Source organism: Tardiphaga sp. (assembly GCF_041424195.1).
Lineage (GTDB): Bacteria > Pseudomonadota > Alphaproteobacteria > Rhizobiales > Xanthobacteraceae > Tardiphaga.
Genome location: NZ_JBGMOE010000218.1, coordinates 1 through 18,789, shown reverse-complemented (window position 1 = coordinate 18,789; position 18,789 = coordinate 1). Strand labels below are relative to the sequence as shown.

Annotated in this window: 22 protein-coding genes and 1 pseudogene; 15 read left to right on the top strand and 8 right to left on the bottom strand. The window is 62.4% G+C overall.

The window, feature by feature from the left end; genetic code table 11:
* Positions 1-12: 12 nt before the first annotated feature.
* Both ACEK02_RS29995 and ACEK02_RS29990 read right to left on the bottom strand, forming a co-directional pair.
* A complete protein-coding gene (locus ACEK02_RS29995; protein ID WP_371425081.1) occupies positions 13-504 on the bottom strand; it encodes a peptide deformylase in 492 nt (163 codons plus the stop codon).
* Positions 501-2,081: a winged helix-turn-helix domain-containing tetratricopeptide repeat protein gene (locus tag ACEK02_RS29990; protein ID WP_371425080.1), complete on the bottom strand. Its 1,581-nt coding sequence runs from the start codon at positions 2,079-2,081 to the stop codon at positions 501-503. Before ACEK02_RS29990 ends, ACEK02_RS29995 begins: the two co-directional genes overlap by 4 nt.
* Before the next feature lie 192 nt (positions 2,082-2,273).
* Between ACEK02_RS29990 and ACEK02_RS29985 the strand changes: the two genes are divergently transcribed.
* Positions 2,274-3,341, top strand: a complete 1,068-nt coding sequence (locus ACEK02_RS29985) for an alpha/beta fold hydrolase (protein ID WP_371425079.1) — start codon at positions 2,274-2,276, stop codon at positions 3,339-3,341.
* A 12-nt stretch (positions 3,342-3,353) separates the two neighbouring features.
* The gene (locus ACEK02_RS29980; protein WP_371425078.1) at positions 3,354-3,860 is read left to right on the top strand and encodes a cytochrome P460 family protein; all 507 of its coding nucleotides are present in this window, start codon (positions 3,354-3,356) and stop codon (positions 3,858-3,860) included.
* 9 nt (positions 3,861-3,869) lie between these two features.
* On the opposite strand, the gene ACEK02_RS29975 is transcribed toward ACEK02_RS29980, so the two are convergent.
* Positions 3,870-4,532 carry an HD domain-containing protein gene (locus ACEK02_RS29975; protein ID WP_371425077.1) on the bottom strand — a complete coding sequence of 221 codons (663 nt, stop codon included), beginning with the start codon at positions 4,530-4,532 and terminating at the stop codon, positions 3,870-3,872.
* A gap of 162 nt (positions 4,533-4,694) precedes the next feature.
* On the opposite strand from ACEK02_RS29975, the gene ACEK02_RS29970 reads away from it, so the two are divergent.
* Positions 4,695-6,272: an ABC-F family ATP-binding cassette domain-containing protein gene (locus tag ACEK02_RS29970; protein WP_371425076.1), complete on the top strand. Its 1,578-nt coding sequence runs from the start codon at positions 4,695-4,697 to the stop codon at positions 6,270-6,272.
* Between the two features lie 26 nt (positions 6,273-6,298).
* Here the strand turns inward: ACEK02_RS29970 and ACEK02_RS29965 are convergent, their stop codons facing one another.
* The 3 genes from ACEK02_RS29965 to ACEK02_RS29955 form a co-directional block, all read right to left on the bottom strand.
* Positions 6,299-6,847: a disulfide bond formation protein B gene (locus ACEK02_RS29965; protein WP_371425075.1), complete on the bottom strand. Its 549-nt coding sequence runs from the start codon at positions 6,845-6,847 to the stop codon at positions 6,299-6,301.
* Positions 6,848-6,854: 7 nt separating this feature from the next.
* Positions 6,855-7,013, bottom strand: coding sequence for a DUF5993 family protein (locus ACEK02_RS29960; protein ID WP_371425074.1), 159 nt, complete (start codon positions 7,011-7,013; stop codon positions 6,855-6,857).
* 72 nt (positions 7,014-7,085) lie between these two features.
* Entirely contained in the window at positions 7,086-7,559 is a 474-nt protein-coding gene (locus ACEK02_RS29955) for a MarR family winged helix-turn-helix transcriptional regulator (RefSeq protein WP_371425073.1), read from the bottom strand.
* Positions 7,560-7,738: 179 nt separating this feature from the next.
* Between ACEK02_RS29955 and ACEK02_RS29950 the strand changes: the two genes are divergently transcribed.
* Complete coding sequence (locus ACEK02_RS29950) at positions 7,739-8,314, top strand: DUF308 domain-containing protein (protein WP_371425072.1); 576 nt, start codon at positions 7,739-7,741, stop codon at positions 8,312-8,314.
* Positions 8,315-8,455: 141 nt separating this feature from the next.
* Positions 8,456-8,803 (top strand): ArsC family reductase, encoded by a 348-nt coding sequence (locus ACEK02_RS29945; protein ID WP_371425071.1) that lies wholly within the window; start codon positions 8,456-8,458, stop codon positions 8,801-8,803.
* A 3-nt stretch (positions 8,804-8,806) separates the two neighbouring features.
* Here ACEK02_RS29945 and ACEK02_RS29940 read toward each other — a convergent pair whose 3' ends face one another.
* A complete protein-coding gene (locus ACEK02_RS29940) occupies positions 8,807-9,409 on the bottom strand; it encodes a hypothetical protein (protein ID WP_371425070.1) in 603 nt (200 codons plus the stop codon).
* Between the two features lie 404 nt (positions 9,410-9,813).
* Here ACEK02_RS29940 and ACEK02_RS29935 point away from each other — a divergent pair, with 404 nt between their 5' ends.
* From ACEK02_RS29935 to ACEK02_RS29895, 9 genes and pseudogenes are all read left to right on the top strand, one after another.
* Positions 9,814-10,569, top strand: a complete 756-nt coding sequence (locus tag ACEK02_RS29935; protein WP_371425069.1) for an ABC transporter ATP-binding protein — start codon at positions 9,814-9,816, stop codon at positions 10,567-10,569.
* Positions 10,562-11,308, top strand: a complete 747-nt coding sequence (locus ACEK02_RS29930; protein WP_371425068.1) for an ABC transporter ATP-binding protein — start codon at positions 10,562-10,564, stop codon at positions 11,306-11,308. The genes ACEK02_RS29935 and ACEK02_RS29930 overlap by 8 nt, the downstream gene beginning before the upstream one ends.
* A gap of 71 nt (positions 11,309-11,379) precedes the next feature.
* Positions 11,380-12,600, top strand: a complete 1,221-nt coding sequence (locus ACEK02_RS29925; protein ID WP_371425067.1) for an ABC transporter substrate-binding protein — start codon at positions 11,380-11,382, stop codon at positions 12,598-12,600.
* 51 nt (positions 12,601-12,651) lie between these two features.
* Positions 12,652-13,872 (top strand): ABC transporter substrate-binding protein, encoded by a 1,221-nt coding sequence (locus tag ACEK02_RS29920; RefSeq protein ID WP_371425066.1) that lies wholly within the window; start codon positions 12,652-12,654, stop codon positions 13,870-13,872.
* A 66-nt stretch (positions 13,873-13,938) separates the two neighbouring features.
* The gene (locus tag ACEK02_RS29915) at positions 13,939-14,814 is read left to right on the top strand and encodes a branched-chain amino acid ABC transporter permease (protein ID WP_371425065.1); all 876 of its coding nucleotides are present in this window, start codon (positions 13,939-13,941) and stop codon (positions 14,812-14,814) included.
* Position 14,815: 1 nt separating this feature from the next.
* Complete coding sequence (locus ACEK02_RS29910; protein ID WP_371425064.1) at positions 14,816-15,784, top strand: branched-chain amino acid ABC transporter permease; 969 nt, start codon at positions 14,816-14,818, stop codon at positions 15,782-15,784.
* Between the two features lie 7 nt (positions 15,785-15,791).
* Positions 15,792-16,106, top strand: a pseudogene (locus ACEK02_RS29905) (methyltransferase); the annotation flags it as partial.
* A 216-nt stretch (positions 16,107-16,322) separates the two neighbouring features.
* Positions 16,323-16,967 carry a DUF47 domain-containing protein gene (locus tag ACEK02_RS29900; protein WP_371425063.1) on the top strand — a complete coding sequence of 215 codons (645 nt, stop codon included), beginning with the start codon at positions 16,323-16,325 and terminating at the stop codon, positions 16,965-16,967.
* A gap of 14 nt (positions 16,968-16,981) precedes the next feature.
* Entirely contained in the window at positions 16,982-17,998 is a 1,017-nt protein-coding gene (locus tag ACEK02_RS29895; protein WP_371425062.1) for an anion permease, read from the top strand.
* Between the two features lie 117 nt (positions 17,999-18,115).
* Here the strand turns inward: ACEK02_RS29895 and sugE are convergent, their stop codons facing one another.
* Positions 18,116-18,430 carry a quaternary ammonium compound efflux SMR transporter SugE gene (sugE, locus tag ACEK02_RS29890; RefSeq protein ID WP_371425061.1) on the bottom strand — a complete coding sequence of 105 codons (315 nt, stop codon included), beginning with the start codon at positions 18,428-18,430 and terminating at the stop codon, positions 18,116-18,118.
* Between the two features lie 76 nt (positions 18,431-18,506).
* Between sugE and ACEK02_RS29885 the strand changes: the two genes are divergently transcribed.
* Positions 18,507-18,789 (top strand): GTP-binding protein (locus ACEK02_RS29885; RefSeq protein ID WP_371425060.1); only part of this gene is annotated, 283 nt, incomplete at its 3' end.

Here is an 18,789-nt window from a genome sequence, read left to right as displayed (position 1 = left end):
TTGCCGCGCGCTTCAGGCGCGTGACAACTTCTCGAACCGCTTGATCAGCCGCTCGCGCTTGAGGCGCGACAGGCGTTGAAGCCAGAACATGCCGTTGAGCTGATCGATTTCGTGCTGGTGACACACCGCGCGCAGGCCGTCGGACTCCTCCGTCTGCATCTGACCGTCGAGATCCTGATAGCTGATCCGGATGTGCGCGTGACGCTGGATGTCGTCATTCACACCGGACATGGAGACGCTGCCTTCCTGATGCATGATCAGTTCGGACGAGGCCCATGTGATCTCCGGGTTCACATAGGTCTTGGCGCCATCGCCGAGATCGAGCACGACCACGCGGAGGGACACGCCGATATGCGGCGCGGTGATGCCGATGCCGGGAGCGGCATGCATGGTGTCCGTGAGATCGTCGGCGAGCGCGCGCAGTGCATCGTCGAACACTGTGACATCAGTGGCCGGCTGCGCGAGACGCGGGTCGGGATAGCGGACAATCGGGCGGATGGTCATTCGGGCAGCCCCGCGGCTTTGAGGGCGGCGGCATAGGTTTGCGCCATCGATTCCACGGGGACGGGAATCCGCGCAAAGAAAGCGGAGACCGTCAGCTCCGGCTCGATGGTGAGCAGTTCCTCGACCACCTGCGCTGCGCGTTCGTGCTCGCCGGTCTTAACGAGTGCCACCGCCAGCGCCCGCAGCGCGACGGCGAAGCGGCGGTTCTGCAGCAAGGCTTTATCGGCCCACGCGATCGCTTCGGGATAGTTCTCGTCGATGATCGCCGCGATCGCGAGCGCACCGGAAACGAACCAGCCGTGCGGATCGAGCGGGTTCAGCCGCCGCGCGCGATCAAGCAAGGCGCGACCGTCCTGCTGCTGGCCGCGCATGGTCTCGATCCATCCGGCGAGCGCAAGCGCAGTGGCGGAGTTAGAATTGATGGAGAGCGAGCGGCTGAACAGCTCAATGGCCGCGTCCTTGGCGCTTTGCGGCTCGGCCAGATTCCAGATCGCGAAGGCCGCCATCCAGAGGATTTGCGGGTCGTTCGGCATGCGTTCGATGGCGCGATGCGCGAGTGCCAGGCCTTCGCTGCGATGGGCGTCGTCCGGGCCGATCCAGCCCTGGAAATGTCGCTGCGCATGGCAATAGGCGGCCGCTGCCATTGCCGGGGCGTAGGTCGGATCGAGCGCAAGCGCCTGATGCAGGCAATCCAGCGCGGCGGTCATGCTTTCAGGGGTGAAATCGTGTTCGTAGCCGGAGGCGCGCAGCAGCAGGTCATAGGCATCGGGCGCGTTTGGCCGGCTGTGTTTGCGCCGCTCGATCTCGGCGATACGCAGCGTGGGCTCAATGGCGGCGACGGCGCGCTCGGTGATGCGGTCCTGCAGGTCGAACACGTCGCTGCGCTCGCCATCGAAACGATCAGCCCACAAATGTGCGCCGGAGCGGGCGTCGATCAATTGCGCGATGATGCGGAGCCGCTCGCCGGCGCGGCGGACGCTGCCTTCAAGCACGTAGTTGACGCCAAGCGTGCGGCCGACCTCGCGGATATCGACCGGCTTGTTCTTGTAGGTGAAGGACGAGTTGCGCGCGATCACGAACAACCCGCTGCAGCGCGACAGCGCGGTGATGATTTCCTCGGCGATACCGTCACCGAAATAATCCTGCTCGGGGTCCGCGCTCATATTGTTGAAGGGCAGCACCGCGATCGACAGCCCTTCGGGGGTGGCGGCTTCGGGCAGGAGCGTATTGGAGGGCGCCGTCGCCACGAGCGGAGAGGGGCTGCTGGTCTGTTCGATGACCTCGCCGACGAATCGAAACCCCTTCCGCGGTAACGTGCGGATCAGCCGTTGCTGCTCGCCATTGTCGCCGATGGCCGTGCGCGCGGCATTGACCCGGCTGCTGAGCGTGGCCTCGGACACGATGCGGCCGCGCCAGACCTCGGCCAGAAGCTCGTCACGGCTGACCACACGATCGCGTGAGCGGATCAGGAATGCCAGCACGTCGAATACCTGCGGCTCGACGGCCACCGCATTGGTCCCCCGCCGTAATTCCCGCCGGTCAGTGTCGAGGCTGAATTCGTCGAACCTGAACAGCAAGATAGGGGGTCCAATACCTGTTGTCGTGCCAAGGCGTTGTGCGCAGGACCGTCCCCTAGCACACCCCGTCTCAACGACAAATCATGGCGTTCTCAAGAGAAAACCCACGAATTCTTCAAGCGGCGCTGCCGGCGCGGGGGCATGGTTCGGACACCGACGGCCTCAACCGTCATAGCCCGGAGGATCTGCACCATGACGAATGACAAGCGCGACACCAGTCACTTCAACCGCCGCACTCTGCTGGGCGCGGCGCTCATGGGCATCGCCGCGGCCCAGTTCGTCGGCATCGGCTCCGCCGCGGCGCAGGCCGCCAAGGCCGGCAAGCAGCTCCCGGCCATCAAGCGCGGCACGCATACGTCGTTCAAGCCGCTGAAGCAGATCAATGCCGGCGACCTCAGCGTCGCCTATGCCGAGGACGGCCCGGCCAACGGCCCCGTTGTGCTGCTGCTGCACGGCTGGCCCTATGACATCTACAGCTATGTGGATGTCGCGCCGCTGCTGGCCTCGGCCGGCTACCGCGTCATCATCCCGTATCTGCGCGGCTATGGCGGGACACGCTTCCTCTCCGACGCGACGGTGCGCAATGGCCAGCCTGCGGCACTCGTCACCGACATGATCGACTTCATGAATGCCCTGAAGATCGAGAAGGCCGTGGTCGGCGGCTATGACTGGGGCGGCCGCACGGCCGACATTCTCGCTGCGATCTGGCCGGAGCGCGTCAAGGCGCTGGTCGCTGTCAGCGGTTATCTGATCGGCAGCCAGGAGGCGAACCGCATGCCGCTGCCGCCGAAGGCGGAGCTGGAATGGTGGTACCAGTTCTACTTCACCACGGAGCGTGGCCGGCTGGGCTATGACAAGTACCGGCACGACTTCGCCAAGCTGATCTGGAAGCTCGCCTCGCCGAAGTGGAATTTCGACGACGCCACTTATGACCGCTCGGCCAAGGCGTTCGACAATCCCGATCACGTCGCGATCACGATCCATAATTATCGCTGGCGGCTCGAACTCGCCCAGGGTGAGGCAAAGTATGATGAGCTGGAAAAGCGGCTGGCGCAGGGACCGGTGATCGCCGTGCCGACCATCACCATGGAAGGCGACGCCAATGGCGCGCCGCATCCCGATCCCAAGGCCTATGCGAAGAAGTTCATCGGCAAGTACGAGCACCGCACGGTGAATGGTGGCATCGGCCATAATCTGCCGCAGGAAGCGCCGCGCGAATTCGCCCAGGCGATCATCGATGCCGATGCGATGGCGCGCTGAGGGAGATCCGCGATGCGATGGATTCTTGCAGCGAGCCTCGCCGCAGGCGTGGTGTCATCCGCGGTAGCGGCAGCCTTTGCCGCCAATACCGCCAATCCGGAGAACGCGTCGCCGATCTACGGCGTCACGATTCCCGACGGTTATCGTAAATGGGAGCTGATCGCGCCGGCGCAGGAGGCCGAGCCTCTGAATGAATTGCGCGCCGTGGTCGGCAACGACATCGCCGTCAAAGCCTATCGGGACGGCCAGCTGCCGTTTCCCGATGGCACGGTGCTGGTGAAGCTCGCCTGGAAGCACACCCAGTCGCCGGAATTCGAATCTGCCTCGATCCCCGGCGCCGCGACCACGGTTCAGGTCATGGTGAAGGATTCGAAGAAATACTCCGCGTCAGGTGGCTGGGGCTTCGGCCGCTTCATTAACGGCAAGCCGGTGGATCAGGCGCAGCATGAGACCTGTTTTGCGTGTCACGAGGCACGCGTGAAGGAGCGGGATTACGTGTTCACGAAGTGGGCGCCGTAAGCGCCCATTTCACGAAACGCCGACCTCGGTCAGAAACGCCGTCAGGAAAGCCTCGGTCCGCGCGTGGCGTTCCTGCGCCATGCGTTTGCCTGTAGCCGTATTGAAGCCGTCCGCGAGCGTCAGCAGTTTGGCCGGAAGATGATCGATTGCAAAATTGCGATCGTCGAAGGCGCGATGGCGGGCGGCGGGATCCTCGGGATCGTACAGGAAGGATTGCATCCGCCCGGCGGTGTAGAAACAGCGCGCGATGCCGACGGCGCCGATGGCGTCCAGCCGATCTGCATCCTGCAGGATCTTCGCCTCGATCGTTTCAGGCGTGATCCTGGCCGAGAAACTATGCGCCGCGATGGCGTGGGCGACGCGGTCCAGCCGATCGCTGGCCCAGCCCAGCGGGGCAAGAAGGGTGAGTGCATGTTCGGCGGCAAGGCGTGAGGCACTGGCGCGCAGCGGCGAGCTCTTTTCGACGGAGATGCAGTCGTGGAGCAATGTGGCGGCAGCCAGGATTTCCGGATCGCCGCCTTCGACTTGCTGGATCGAGCGGGCATTGGACCACACGCGTGCCAGATGCGCGACGTCATGCGAGCCGTCGTCGGTCTTGACGTGATGCAGAAGCGAAGAGGCCAGCGTTTCGAACGGAGCGAAGGCGGCAGTGATAGCGGTGATGTCGGTCATGGTGTCGTTGTTAGAGGGGCCGGGCGATTTTGCCAACGCCACAAGCGCGCCGCAGTTGGCGATTAGTCAGCCGCCATCGTCATTTCAACAGGATGTGTGCTTCGATGGACTTCGCCCAGGTCACAACGCCGCTTCGCTTTGTTTCCCGGGAGAATTTCGTCCATGCCATCGCATATCGCTGTATCCGATCTGTCTGTCGCGACGCCTGACGGCCGCTCGCTTTTCACCAATCTCAATCTCAGTTTCGGCGCCGAGCGCGTCGGCCTGGTCGGCCGCAACGGCATCGGGAAGTCCTCGCTGCTGCGCGTGATATCCGGCGATCTCGCGCCTCATCAGGGCAGTGTGAGTATTCATGGGAGGCTGGCGGTGTTGCGGCAGGCACTGCAGCTCCGTCCCCGCGAGACGGTCGCCGATCTGTTCGGCGTCACCGATGCGCTCGATCTTCTCGCCCGCGCGGAAGGTGGCACGGCCACGGCCGAACAATTGGCGCAAGCCGACTGGGACATTGAAGCCCGGATGGCCAGATCATTCGGGCGCGTTGGACTCGACGTTCGCCATGATACTGCGCTGTCAGCGCTCTCCGGCGGCCAGCGGACGCGCGTTGCGCTGGCCGCGCTGGTCTTTGCCGATCCGGATTTTCTGCTGCTGGATGAGCCGACCAACAATCTGGACCGCGCCGGCCGACGGGCGGTCATCGATCTGCTGGCCGGCTGGCGTGCGGGAGCCATTGTCGTCAGCCATGATCGCGAATTGCTCGATACGATGGATGCGACCATTGAGCTGACGTCGCTCGGCGCCACGCGTTACGGCGGCAACTGGACACACTATCGCACTCGCAAGACGCTCGACCTAGCAGCCGCGCAGCACCAGCTTGCCGATGCCGAGAAGCGCGTGGATGCGCTGGCACGACAGGCGCAGGCTACGGCGGAGCGTCAGGCGCGCCGGGATCAGGCGGGGCGTCGCAAGAGCGCGGAGGGTGGCATCCCGCGGATAGCGCTCGGCGGTTCGAAAGATCGCAGCGAAGACACCGGCGGCGAGCATGCGCGGCTGGCGGAACGTCGGCAGGCGCAGGCAAAGGATGCGCTGGCCGCCGCGCGAGAGCACATCGAAATTCTGCAGCCGTTGTCAGTCACCGTTCCGCCGACAGCACTTGCGGCTCGCAGGGTGGTTCTGCAGATGGACGATGTGAGCTTCAGCTATGCAGCGGAGGCGCCGATCATCCGCAATCTGTCGTTCGTCATCACTGGTCCGGAACGTGTGGCGGTGACCGGTCCGAACGGCTCCGGCAAGACGACGCTGTTAGGCCTCATCACCGGCGCGATCCAGCCGATGGCGGGCGCGGTACGGATGATGGTCCATTTCGCCATGCTCGATCAGCAGGTCAGTCTGCTCGATCCGTCGCGGACAATCCGCGATAATTTTCGACGGCTTCATCCGCAAGCGGACGAGAATGCCTGCCGCGCCGCGCTGGCGCGATTCATGTTTCGCGCAGATGCTGCGCTTCAGATGGTTGGCACGCTGAGCGGAGGGCAGATGCTGCGCGCCGGTCTCGCCTGTGCCATGGGCGGCATGACGCCGCCGCCATTGCTGATCCTCGACGAGCCGACCAATCACCTTGATGTCGATTCCATCGAAGCCGTGGAAGCCGGCCTGCGGGCCTATGATGGCGCGCTCGTGATCGTCAGCCACGACGAGACGTTTCTGGAGAATGTCGGGATTACACGGCGACTGGAATTGTAGCCATTGGCGATTCAGTGTCGCGGTGGCTATCGTTTCAGCAGCTCATACACCACGGGATCATCCGCACAGGCCTTGAAGCCGCATTCGAGCAGGGTCGAGGCGACATTCGCGGCCGTCAGGCCGATCACGAGCCAGACGGCAACATGCGCGATAACACTGGGCGTCGAGTGAACGGCGGGGGCCTTCTCGAATTGCCGATCAAACAGCAGCACAAGCGACAGCAGAACGATGGCCGCGATAAAGCCGATCAGTGCCCAGGTGTAATAGTGATAGCCGAACAGCGCGGTGCCGAAGCCGGGATCGCCGGGCATGATGTGCAGCAGCACTTGCCGGGTCGAGACGGCGGTGCCGACCACGGCTGCAAGCAATGACAGTGCATAATGGCTGGGACGCGGGCCGAAGCGGATGTTGAGGATCGGGCCGATGGCAAGCAGTGCGAACATGATCCGCTGCAACAGGCACAGCGGGCAGGGTAACTCGCCGAGCAGCAGTTGCGCAGCAAAGGCGGCCGCGAGCAGCGCGGCGAGGGCGTAGAGTGCGAGGACGTTGAGGGCGATCGCGCGCTGTGAGGTCATGATGGCCTCAGAACGACAGTTTCAGCGCGTCGGTGGCGTGGTGCAGGAAGGTTGCCACGCAGGCGATCAGCACAACGGCGAACAGAGATAGCGCGAGCGTGCGGCTGCCAGCCCATGCGACGAGCATGGTGATGAGGATCGCCAGAAAGAGTGCGGTGAATTCCATGATCGCTCCGGCGCTGAATCGGTCCGGTATCTTACGTCAGATTCGCAGGCGACCTGTCGTGGTTCATCTGCATCAGTCGGCGGTCTCCGTCGCGGTCGCGCCTGTCTTGCCGGTGTAGTTGGCCACGGCATCGCGAAAGGCATGGACCTCGCTGTTCAGGGCGATCAACCGCTCCGGCGTCATGCCGGCCGCGGCGAACAACGTCTCGCCAAGGCAGCGGGATTTTTCGCGCAAACCCATGCCCTTGGCAGTGAGGCTGACGACGACCTGCCGCTCATCTTCCGGGTTGCGCTTGCGCGCGACTAAGCCGGCCTGTTCGAGCCGCTTCACCAGCGGCGTGACCGTGCTCGATTCCAGCGCCAGCCGGTCGGCGATGCCGCCGACGCTCTGCGCGCCGCCCTCCCACAGCGTGCTCAGCACGAGATATTGCGGGTAGGTGATCTCCAGCGCGTCGAGCAGCGGCTTGTAGGCCCGGCCGATGGCCATGCTGGCGCTGTAGAGCGAAAAACAGAGCTGGTAATCCAGCGGAATGTCGGCGGGCACCACGGCAATTCTCCTCACGTCAGTATCACAATAATGTATATCGCGATAAATAGTTCTGGACAAGGCAGTCGGTCTGGCTCGATAAATATATCGCGATATTAATTATTGCGATATTTAATTCGACCGAGTTCATTCGCCATGCCGGTTGAGCGTGCCCGGTCCCAGCTTCGATGGAGACCAACATGACCGTCCCACAGGGAACCGCCAGCCTGCAGTCCGCGGCAACCAGCGATCTCTCACGTTACTATCTTGTCCGCGGCATCGTCGCGGCAGCCTGGGTGGCGGCAGCCGCCACGGCTGGCGTGTCATCTGCCGGAGCGGCGGCTGTCCTGCTCCTCTGCTATCCGGCCTGGGACGCGCTGGCGAACTGGTTCGACGCCAATGGCAGCGGTGGGCTACTGGCCAATCCTCCGCAGGCGCTCAATGTGGTGGTCAGCCTCATCGCCGCATTGGCGGTAGCGATCGCCTTGCGGACGGGGATGAATGCGGTACTGGCGGTGTTCGGCGTCTGGGCGGCGCTGGCAGGCCTCGCGCAGCTCGTGACGGGTGTTCGCCGCTGGCGCGCATTCGGCGCGCAGTGGGCGATGATCCTGAGCGGCGCACAATCGACTGCGGCCGGGCTGTTTTTTATCAAGCAGGCTGGCGGCGCGGTAGCGCCCACGATCCTGGACATCGCGCCTTATGCCGGCTTCGGCGCCTTCTATTTCCTGGTGTCGGCGCTGTGGCTGATCTTTTCGAGCCGCAGGCGCACGGCCTGAGATCTGAAGGAGGAGCCGATGATGCGTGCCAGTATCGTCGGCGGTCTCTGTGGATGATCCCGGATTGCGGTCAGCCGCTCCTGTCTGATCTGCTAGTCAGGTCAGAACGGCGATCACTCCTGGCAGGCACGGCGACATCTCATGGCCATCACCATCTACGGCATCAAGAATTGCGACACGATGAAGAAGGCGCGCGCCTGGCTCGATGGCCACGGCGTCGCCTATAGTTTCCATGACTACAAGGCCGAGGGTATCGACAGAGCGCGGTTGCTGCGCTGGGCCAAGGAGGTCGGCTGGGAAACGCTGCTCAATCGCGCTGGCACCACATTCCGCAAGCTCGATGACGCTGCCAAGGAAGGTTTGAACGAGAGCAAGGCAATCGCGCTGATGCTCGAGCAGCCCTCGATGATCAAGCGGCCCGTGCTCGATCTTGGCGGCAAGCTCGTGGTCGGCTTCAAGCCGGAGATTTACGCAAAAGACGTAAAATAGCGATCAGTCGATCTCGACGACGTCGCCGGCCGCCAGTCGGTGCGGCGCACGATGGGAGAGGCTGCGATCGATCACGGCCCGGAGTTTTGGCACCGGCACGCTGTGATGGCCGCGCATCAGATTTTTGATTTCGAATCCACCGTCCTCGCTGATGGTCTTGAGCGATGCGATGATATGCGTGACGCCATCACCTGATGAGAACGGCATCAACATCCGCTCATAGGCGACAACGCGGCCGTTGACGTCGTCGATCATCGACACCGTATAGGTCGGCAGTTTGCGCGCGATACATTCATGATAGGCCGGCAGCACGACAGGACCGAGGATCGGACCGAGATAGTCGTCGAGATAGCGGCCCTTGCCGGTAGCGCCATAGGCGCTCGCCATGCGGCTGCCGTTGCTGTCGATGATGAGCCGCGGCGGTGCCGTGCTGTGATCCACGATATAGTCGACAAGATCAGGACGTTCCTCGTCCATCCGCTCCGGGCGATAGTCTGTGATGTCGGGCAGGGCCTGTCGCGCCGCATAGAGCCGCAGCCAGCAGTTCAGCAGATCGCGCTGCCGAATGGACTTCACCACGGACGCGTCGGCGCTCTGGAAGTCCACGGCAACGATCTCCCTGATATTGATTGAGGCAGTATGGGCGCAGCGAGCAAATAATCAGTGAATGCGGGAAGTCATCTCGCAATACAATTAACAGGCGATTTTTGAGGGTCGTTTGCGGCGCAAACGGGTGGTGCGTTCTGCACAATGGACCGATCACTGCCAGGCTCTGCTCTGTGCATGTGCACGGCCCTAACTGCCTACGACTAAGGGCGAAGTCGGTGCGACAGGCGGTCCACGCAATTGTGCCGCATTGCACCTTGCGTTCATCGTCGCGTTGACGGCATATTCGCGCCACTCGATGTGGCCGCGCGGGGACAACTTTCAGTTTTCCCCGAAATGCGGACGCGCAAAAAATTGGCCACTGGTGGAGACACGCGCCAGGAAGGTCGATGGGGGAAATTTGCTTGACCGATGAGTTCATTCTCGAAACCAACGGATTGACCAAGGAATTTGCGGGCTTTTTCGCAGTCCGCGATGTCAGTCTCAAAGTTCGCCGCGGTACCATTCACGCATTGATCGGCCCTAACGGCGCCGGCAAGACGACCTGTTTCAATCTGCTGACCAAGTTCATGCAGCCGTCAGCCGGACAGATTTTCTACAAGGGCAAGGATATCACCGCGACGGCGCCCGCCGACGTGGCGCGCCTTGGCTTGGTGCGGTCGTTCCAGATCTCGGCGGTGTTTCCACATCTGACGGCACTGGAAAATGTCCGTGTTGCACTGCAGCGTCAGCACGGGTCGTCATTTGACTTCTGGCGCTCCAAGACCGTGCTGGATCAGTACAATCACCGCGCGGCCGAGTTGCTCGACGATGTCGGCCTCAGCGAATTCGCCAATACGCCGGCGGTGGAGATGCCCTACGGCCGCAAGCGCGCGCTGGAGATCGCCACCACCCTGGCGCTCGATCCGGAAATGATGCTGCTGGACGAGCCGATGGCCGGCATGGGCCATGAGGACATCGACAAGATCGCCGCGCTGATCAAGCGCATCTCGGCGAAGTATACCATCCTGATGGTCGAACATAACCTCAGTGTCGTGTCCAACCTGTCGGACATCATTACCGTTCTGACTCGCGGAAAGGTTCTTGCGGAAGGCAGCTACGCCGACCTGACCAAGGACGAGCGCGTCAAGGAAGCTTATCTGGGAGCCGGGCATGGCTGAGATCACAATGGCCACACCGGCAAAAACGGCAGCGACGGGCAATCCCGTTCTCACGGTCGAGAACCTCGAAGCCTGGTACGGCGAGTCGCATATTCTCCACGGCATCAATTTCAACGTGAAGCCGGGCGAAGTCGTCACGTTGCTCGGTCGCAACGGCGCCGGCAAGACCACGACGCTGAAGTCCATCATGGGCATCATCGGCAAGCGCACTGGCTCGATAAAATTCGAAGGCAGCGAGATCATCAAGACCTCGTCGGATAAGATCGCGAAGCAGGGCATCGCATTCTGCCCGGAAGAACGTGGCATCTTTTCCAGCCTCGACGTCAAAGAGAACCTGATGCTGCCGCCGACGATCCGGCCGGGCGGGTTGTCGCTGGATCAGATCTTCGAGCTGTTTCCGAACCTGAAAGAGCGTCTCAACAGCCAAGGCACCAAGCTCTCCGGCGGCGAGCAGCAGATGCTGGCGATCGGCCGTATCCTGCGCACGGGTGCGCGCTTCCTGATGCTGGACGAGCCGACCGAGGGTCTGGCGCCGGTCATCATCCAGCAGATCGGCCACACCATCGCGCGGCTGAAGTCGGAAGGCTTCACCATCCTTCTGGTCGAACAGAACTTCCGTTTCGCGGCCACGGTGGCGGATCGCTACTACATCGTCGAACACGGCAAGATCATCGATGGTTTCGCCAATTCCGAGCTCTCGGCGAACATGGACAAGCTTCATACGTATCTCGGCGTCTAATTATCGAATAACGGACCGAGCCAACGGTCCGACGATAGACACAACCATCAATGCGGGTAGGGAAGCACAGAATGAAGAAAGCCGTTTCGACGTCGCTGCTGGGTTTCGCGCTGATGATGAGCGCAAGCTCTCTTGCGTTCGCCCAGGACAAGACCGCCAAGATCGGCGTGCTGAACGACCAGTCGGGCCTCTATGCCGACGTCACCGGTGTCGGGTCGACGCTGGCCGCGCAGATGGCCGTCGAGGATTCCGGCCTGGCCGCCAAGGGATGGAAGATCGAGGTCGTCACCGGCGATCACCAGAACAAGCCGGATGTCGGCGTCAATATCGCGCGCCAGTGGTTCGACCGCGACAAGGTCGATGTGATTGTTGACGTCCCGACCTCTTCCGTCGGCCTCGCTGTCAACAACGTCGTCAAGGAGAAGAACGGCGTTTATCTGAATTCCGGCTCCGGCACGTCCGATCTCTCCAACGCGCAGTGCTCACCCAACACCATTCACTGGGCCTATGACACCTATCAGCTCGCCAACGGCACCGGCACAGCGCTGACCAAGGCTGGCGGCAATACCTGGTTCTTCCTCACGGCAGACTATGCTTTCGGCACCGCGTTGGAGCGTGACACCACCAATGCCGTGACCGCGATCGGCGGCAAGGTGATCGGCAGCGTGCGTCCGCCACTGAATACGCCGGACTTCTCGTCGTTCCTGCTGCAGGCCCAGGCGTCGAAGGCCAAGGTCATCGGTCTGGCAAATGCCGGCGGTGACACCATCAACGCGATCAAGCAGGCGTCGGAATTCGGCATCGTCAAAGGTGGCCAGAAACTCGCGGGCCTGCTGATGTTCGTCTCGGATATCCACGCGCTCGGCCTGCCGGTGGCGCAGGGCCTGAACTTTACCGAGACCTTCTACTGGGATCTCAACGACGGCACCCGTGCGTTCTCCAAGCGGTTTCAGGAGCGCATGAAGAACAAGAGCATGCCGACCACCGTGCATGCCGGCGTCTATTCGTCATTGATCCACTACTTCAAGACGCTCGATGCCATGGGCGGAAATTCGCATGATGGCCTCAAGATCGTCGACAAGATGAAGGCGACCCCGACCGACGACATCATCTTCGGCAAGGGGACGATCCAGCCGAACGGCCGCAAGCTGCACCCGGCCTATCTGTTCGAGGTCAAGAAGCCCGAAGAGTCGAAAGGACCTTGGGATTACTACAAGCTGGTGGCAACCATTCCCGCCGACCAAGCCTTTACGCCACTCGACAAGAGCAGCTGTCCGCTCCTGAAGAAGTAAGTAAACCTTCGCGCCTTTTCATGTTGTTGAATTGTCTATTGTGAGGAAGTCATGAGAAATACGATCTCTACTGCACTTCTCGGCACGGCGCTTTCGCTGGCCATGGCTGGCATCGCCATGGCCCAGGACAAGACCGTCAAGATCGGCGCACTCAGCGATCAGTCCGGTCTCTATGCCGATCTCGGCGGCCCGGGCTCGACCCTGGCTGCGCAGATGGCGGCGGAGGACTCCGGTCTGATGGCCAAGGGCTGGAAGATCGACATCATCTCCGGCGATCACCAGAACAAGCCGGACATCGGCTCCAACATCGCGCGGCAGTGGTTCGACGTCGACAAGGTCGACACCATCGTCGACGTGCCGAATTCCGGCGTGGCGCTGGCGGTGAACAACATCGTCAAGGAGAAGAACGGCGTCTACATCAATTCGGGTGCCGCGACGTCGGATCTCACCAATGCACAGTGTTCGCCGAATACCGTGCACTGGACCTATGACACCTACATGCTCGCGCATTCGACCGGGCAGGCGATGGTGAAGGCCGGCGGCGACAGCTGGTTCTTCCTGACCGCCGACTACGCCTTTGGTGCCGCGCTTGAGCGCGATACCTCGGAAGTCGTCAAATCCTCGGGCGGCAAGGTGGTCGGGGGCGTCAAGCATCCGCTCAACACCGCGGACTTCTCCTCCTTCCTGCTGCAGGCGCAGTCGTCGAAGGCGAAGGTCATCGGTCTGGCCAATGCCGGCGGCGACACCACCAACTCGATCAAACAGGCGGCTGAATTCGGGATCGCCAAAGGCGGTCAGAAGCTCGCGGCATTGCTGCTGTTCATCACGGACGTCAAGGCGATAGGTCTCGAAACCGCGCAGGGCCTCAGTTTCACCGAGACCTTCTACTGGGACCTCAACGACAAGACCCGCGACTTCTCCAAGAAATTCGCGGCGCGCATGAAGAACGGCGCTCCGCCGTCGATGGTGCAGGCGGGCGTGTATGCCGGCCTGATCCATTACTTCAAGGCGCTGGAAGCGCTCGGCGGCAATCCGCATGACGGCGCCAAGGTTGTTGCCAAGATGAAGGAATTGCCGACCGACGATCCGCTGTTCGGGCAGGGCAAGATCGAAGCCAATGGCCGCAAGATTCACCCGGGCTATCTGTTCGAAGTGAAAAAGCCGTCGGAATCGAAGGCGCCGTGGGATTTCTACAAGCTTGCCGGTACAGTGCCAGCCGATCAGGCCTTTACACCGATCGAGAAGAGCACCTGTGCGCTGCTGAAGAAATAAGATCGTTGGCCCGGCGGCGTCACGCTGCCGGGCCAATACTTTCCTGCGATAAGAGTTGAGAACAACATGTCGATCAATCTACAGGCCCTGTCTGCGCAATTGCTGGTCGGACTCATCAACGGCTCGTTCTATGCGCTGTTAAGTCTCGGCCTCGCCGTGATCTTCGGCATGCTGAACATCATCAATTTCGCCCATGGCGCCGTCTATATGATGGGCGCCTTCGCGGCATACTTCCTGCTCAATCTGGCCGGCATCGGCTACTGGCCGGCGCTGATCCTGGCGCCGCTGGCGGTCGGCCTGTTCGGCATGGTGATGGAACGCACCATGCTGAAATGGATTGCCAATCTCGACCATCTCTACGGCCTGCTGCTGACCTTCGGTCTGGCGCTGATCATCCAGGGCGTGTTCCAGAACTATTTCGGCTCGTCGGGTCTGCCTTATGCCATCCCTGATCAGCTCAAGGGCGGCATGAATCTCGGCTTCATGTTCCTGCCGATCTATCGCGGCTGGGTCGTCATCTTCTCGCTGGTGGTCTGTATCGCAACCTGGTTCCTGATCGAGCGCACGCGGCTCGGCGCCTATTTGCGCGCCGCCACCGAAAATCCGACGCTGGTCCGTGCCTTCGGCATCAACGTGCCGCTGATGATCACGCTGACCTATGGCCTCGGCGTCGGCCTGGCCGCGCTCGCCGGCGTGCTGTCGGCGCCGATCAACCAGGTGCGCCCGCTGATGGGCGCGGACCTGATCATCGTCGTGTTCGCCGTCGTCGTGATCGGCGGCATGGGCTCGATCATGGGATCCATCATCACCGGTTTCACCCTCGGCATCATCGAGGGTCTCACCAAGTATTTTTACCCCGAGGCCTCCAATACCGTCGTTTTCGTGCTGATGGTGCTGGTGCTCCTTGTGAAACCATCCGGACTGACGGGACGGGCTGCCTGATATGACAACGATCACCGAAAACGCGATTCCCGCACCCCGCCGCACCGTCAGGGACGAGATGGTCGCCTTTGCGATCATGACCGCGCTGTTGCTGGTCGTGCCGCTCACCGGCGTCTATCCGTTCTTCGTGATGCAGGCGCTGTGCTTTGCGCTGCTCGCCTGCGCGTTCAATCTCCTGATCGGCTATGGCGGTCTGTTGTCCTTCGGCCACGCGATGTTCCTCGGCACCGCCGGCTACTGCACCGCGCATGCCCTGAAAGTGTGGGGCCTGGCGCCCGAGCTCGGCATCGTCGTCGGTGTCGTCGCGGCCGCCGCGCTGTCAGTCGTCACGGGCCTCATCGCCATCCGCCGTCAGGGCATCTACTTCGCCATGATCACGCTGGCGCTGTCGCAGCTGCTGTTCTTCGTCTATCTGCAGACGCCGTTCACCCACGGTGAAGACGGCATCCAGGGCATTCCGCAGGGCACGCTGTTCGGCCTGTTCAATCTCTCGAAGCCGATCACGCTGTATTACGTGATCCTGGCCGGCTTCACGCTGGGCTTCCTGATCATCTATCGCGCCATCAACTCTCCATTCGGCGAGGTGCTGAAGGCGATTCGCGAGAACGAGCCGCGTGCGGTGTCGCTGGGCTACAAGACCGACCAGTACAAGCTGCTGGCCTATATCCTGTCGGGTACGCTGGCAGGCTTCGCGGGCTCGCTGAAGGTGTTTGTGGCGCAGAACGCCTCGCTCACCGACGTGCACTGGACCATGTCCGGCGAGATCGTGCTGATCACGCTGGTCGGCGGCCTCGGCACGCTGTTCGGGCCGGTGGTTGGCGCCTTCGTCATCATCGCCATGCAGCAATATCTCGCCGGCTTCGGCCAGTGGGTGACGGTGATCCAGGGCGTGATCTTCGTGGTCTGCGTGCTGACCTTCCGCCGCGGCGTCATCGGCGAAATCGCGCATTACTTCAAGCGGTCGCTGTAGTTCACCATTGTCATACTTCTCCGATCCGGAGGCAGTGGCACGCTATGCAGAAGGCCCGGTGCGGCAGGTGCCGGGCTTCCTCGGCCTGCTGCAGATGGCGGGTATTCTCCTCGCGGAACGGGCACCGGATGATGCCCATGTGCTCGTGCTTGGCGCGGGCGGCGGGCTGGAGCTGAAGGCATTCGCCGAGACACAGTCCGGATGGCGCTTTTGCGGCGTCGATCCATCGGCCGAGATGCTGGGACTGGCCGGGCGCACGCTGGGTCCGCTCGCATCGCGCGTCGACCTCCATGAGGGCTATATCGACGGCGCGCCCGACGGGGCGCAGCACGAACGGCGAAATCGCCTGTGAATTCAATCATTCGCTCTAAATCCGGGCACTGCCTCAGGAAAAGCAGGCTGTCATAAAGCGGTGGATGACCGGGTCTAGAAGGTGTGCGATTGCTCGCCTTGGCCGGAAATGCTTTATGACGTCCGTGTGACGGGAGCCGCGAGCCGGGTCCGGTCCCTGCGTTTTCCCGAAGACCTGGATGATCCTATGCTGCGCTGGTTCCGCTCCTTTCTGCCCCGGGAGGAGAGGTTTTTCGACCTGTTCGCCCGTCACTCCGTGACGGTGGTGCATGGCGCGGAAGCGCTGGCGGGGATGATGGAAGGCGGCGATGAGACGCCGGTCTATTGCCAGCGCGTCAACCAGTTCGAGAATGACGCTGACGCCATCACCCGCGAGGTGCTGACCGCCGTCCGCCGCACCTTCATCACGCCGTTCGACCGCGTCGACATCAAGAACCTCATCACCGCGATGGACGACTCCATCGACCAGATGCAGCAGACGGCGAAGGCTGTGATGCTGTTCGAGGTGCGCCAGTTCGAGCCGCCGATGCGCGAGATCGGCATCCTCCTGGTGGAATGCGCCAACCTTGTGGGCCGCGCCGTGCCGCTGATGAGCGCCATCGGCGACAATGTCGGCCTGCTTACCGCGATCACCGAGGAGGTCGGCAAGCTCGAGGGCCGCGTCGACGATCTGCACGATATCGGTCTCAAGGAGCTCTATCTCAAGCACCGCGATGCCAACGCCATGGATTTCGTGGTCGGCGCCGAGATCTACAAGCACCTTGAAAAGGTGGCCGACCGCTTCGACGACGTTGCGAACGAGATCAACAGCATCGTTATCGAACAAGTATAGGGCAGGGCTATCAGGTGGACGCCACGCTCGCCTTTCCGGTGCTGATCGGCCTCATCGCCATCGCACTGCTGTTCGACTTTCTCAACGGCCTGCATGACGCTGCCAATTCGATCGCGACGATCGTCTCGACCCGCGTGCTGCGGCCGCAATATGCGGTGCTGTGGGCGGCGTTCTTCAACTTCATCGCTTTTCTGGTGTTCGGCCTGCATGTCGCCAACACCATCGGCACCGGGATCATCGAGCCCAGCGTCATCGATCCCGCGGTGATCTTCGCGGCCCTGATGGGCGCCATCGTCTGGAACGTGATCACCTGGGGGCTCGGCATTCCCTCGAGTTCGTCGCATGCGCTGATCGGCGGTTTGCTGGGGGCGGGCGTCGCGAAAGCGGGACTGTCCGCCGCGCTGTGGAGCGGGTTGACCAAGGCGTTGCTCGCCATCGTGCTGTCGCCGCTCGTGGGGTTCCTGCTGGCGCTGGTGCTGGTGGCTATCGTGTCATGGGCTTCGGTGCGCTCGACGCCGTTCGCCGTGGACCGCGCGTTCCGCATCCTGCAATTCGTTTCGGCCTCGCTTTACTCGCTGGGGCATGGCGGCAACGACGCGCAGAAGACCATGGGCATCATCGCGGTGCTTTTATATTCGCAGGGCCATCTCGGCACCGAGTTCTCGGTACCGTTCTGGGTGGTGCTGTCATGTCAGGCGGCGATGGCGCTGGGCACGCTGATGGGCGGCTGGCGCATCGTCCGGACCATGGGCCTGCGCATCACCAAGCTGACGCCGATGCAGGGCTTCTGCGCCGAGACCGGCGGCGCGGCGACGTTGTTCGCCGCGACGTTCCTGGGCGTGCCGGTGTCGACGACGCATACGATCACCGGCGCCATCGTCGGCGTCGGCGCGGCGCGTCGGGTGTCAGCGGTACGCTGGAATGTGGCGAGTTCGATCGTCTATGCCTGGGTCATCACGATCCCGGCCGCGGCGATTGTCGCCGCCGCGACCTGGTGGATCGTGAAGCTGCTGCATCTGAGCTTTATTTGACAAGACGCAGTCATTCCGGGGACGGATCGACGCCGTAGGCGGCGGGACGGAGCCCCGAAGCCCCATATGAGCCGTAGGATGGGTTTCGCTGCGCTCTCCCCATCCTGCGGGATCACGTCACGACACCAGCTTCAGCCCGGCAATTCCCGCCACGATCAACCCGATACAGGCGATCCGCGCTACGGTGGCCGGGTCTCCGAACAGGTACATGCCCAGCGCGGCTGTGCCGACCGCGCCAATACCGGTCCACACGGCATAGGCGGTTCCCATCGGCAGTTCCTTGAGCGCGAGGGCAAGCATACCGACTGACGCGGTCATGCTGATGAGGGTGAGGACGGAGGGGACGAGGCGGGTGAAGCCTTCGGTATATTTGAGCCCGACGGCCCAGCCGACTTCGAGCAAACCCGCAACGAACAACAATAGCCAAGCCATGGGATGACCCCCTGAATACAGGCAGGGCCGTCCCTGCAGATGATGATGATTTGGAGGTCGTCCTCGCAGAGGCTATATGGTGGCGACGCAGCCGGATCGCAACGCGGCCGATGGTCGCCACTTCGGCCAGTTTCCCGCCCAAAAACCCTTGATTGCGCCCGTTTTCCCTGCCACAGGCACCTTTATGTCCGATATCGCCCTTTCCGTCGATTCAGCCGCGCGTTCCCCGCTTGCCGCTGAAGTCGCCCGCCGCCGCACTTTCGCGATCATTTCGCATCCTGACGCCGGCAAGACCACGCTGACCGAAAAGCTGCTGCTGTTCGGCGGCGCCATCAATCTGGCCGGGCAGGTCAAGGCCA

Excerpts from the sequence above, each read along its gene's own strand:
- ACEK02_RS29985 (WP_371425079.1), top strand. The coding sequence starts at position 2,274 with ATGACGAATGACAAGCGCGACACCAGTCACTTCAACCGCCGCACTCTG.
- ACEK02_RS29920 (WP_371425066.1), top strand. The coding sequence starts at position 12,652 with ATGAGAAATACGATCTCTACTGCACTTCTCGGCACGGCGCTTTCGCTG.
- ACEK02_RS29965 (WP_371425075.1), bottom strand. The coding sequence starts at position 6,847 with ATGACCTCACAGCGCGCGATCGCCCTCAACGTCCTCGCACTCTACGCC.
- ACEK02_RS29950 (WP_371425072.1), top strand. The coding sequence starts at position 7,739 with ATGACCGTCCCACAGGGAACCGCCAGCCTGCAGTCCGCGGCAACCAGC.
- ACEK02_RS29980 (WP_371425078.1), top strand. The coding sequence starts at position 3,354 with ATGCGATGGATTCTTGCAGCGAGCCTCGCCGCAGGCGTGGTGTCATCC.
- ACEK02_RS29945 (WP_371425071.1), top strand. The coding sequence starts at position 8,456 with ATGGCCATCACCATCTACGGCATCAAGAATTGCGACACGATGAAGAAG.
- ACEK02_RS29960 (WP_371425074.1), bottom strand. The coding sequence starts at position 7,013 with ATGGAATTCACCGCACTCTTTCTGGCGATCCTCATCACCATGCTCGTC.
- ACEK02_RS29975 (WP_371425077.1), bottom strand. The coding sequence starts at position 4,532 with ATGACCGACATCACCGCTATCACTGCCGCCTTCGCTCCGTTCGAAACG.
- ACEK02_RS29915 (WP_371425065.1), top strand. The coding sequence starts at position 13,939 with ATGTCGATCAATCTACAGGCCCTGTCTGCGCAATTGCTGGTCGGACTC.
- ACEK02_RS29910 (WP_371425064.1), top strand. The coding sequence starts at position 14,816 with ATGACAACGATCACCGAAAACGCGATTCCCGCACCCCGCCGCACCGTC.
- ACEK02_RS29970 (WP_371425076.1), top strand. The coding sequence starts at position 4,695 with ATGCCATCGCATATCGCTGTATCCGATCTGTCTGTCGCGACGCCTGAC.
- ACEK02_RS29925 (WP_371425067.1), top strand. The coding sequence starts at position 11,380 with ATGAAGAAAGCCGTTTCGACGTCGCTGCTGGGTTTCGCGCTGATGATG.
- ACEK02_RS29900 (WP_371425063.1), top strand. The coding sequence starts at position 16,323 with ATGCTGCGCTGGTTCCGCTCCTTTCTGCCCCGGGAGGAGAGGTTTTTC.
- ACEK02_RS29930 (WP_371425068.1), top strand. The coding sequence starts at position 10,562 with ATGGCTGAGATCACAATGGCCACACCGGCAAAAACGGCAGCGACGGGC.
- ACEK02_RS29995 (WP_371425081.1), bottom strand. The coding sequence starts at position 504 with ATGACCATCCGCCCGATTGTCCGCTATCCCGACCCGCGTCTCGCGCAG.
- sugE (WP_371425061.1), bottom strand. The coding sequence starts at position 18,430 with ATGGCTTGGCTATTGTTGTTCGTTGCGGGTTTGCTCGAAGTCGGCTGG.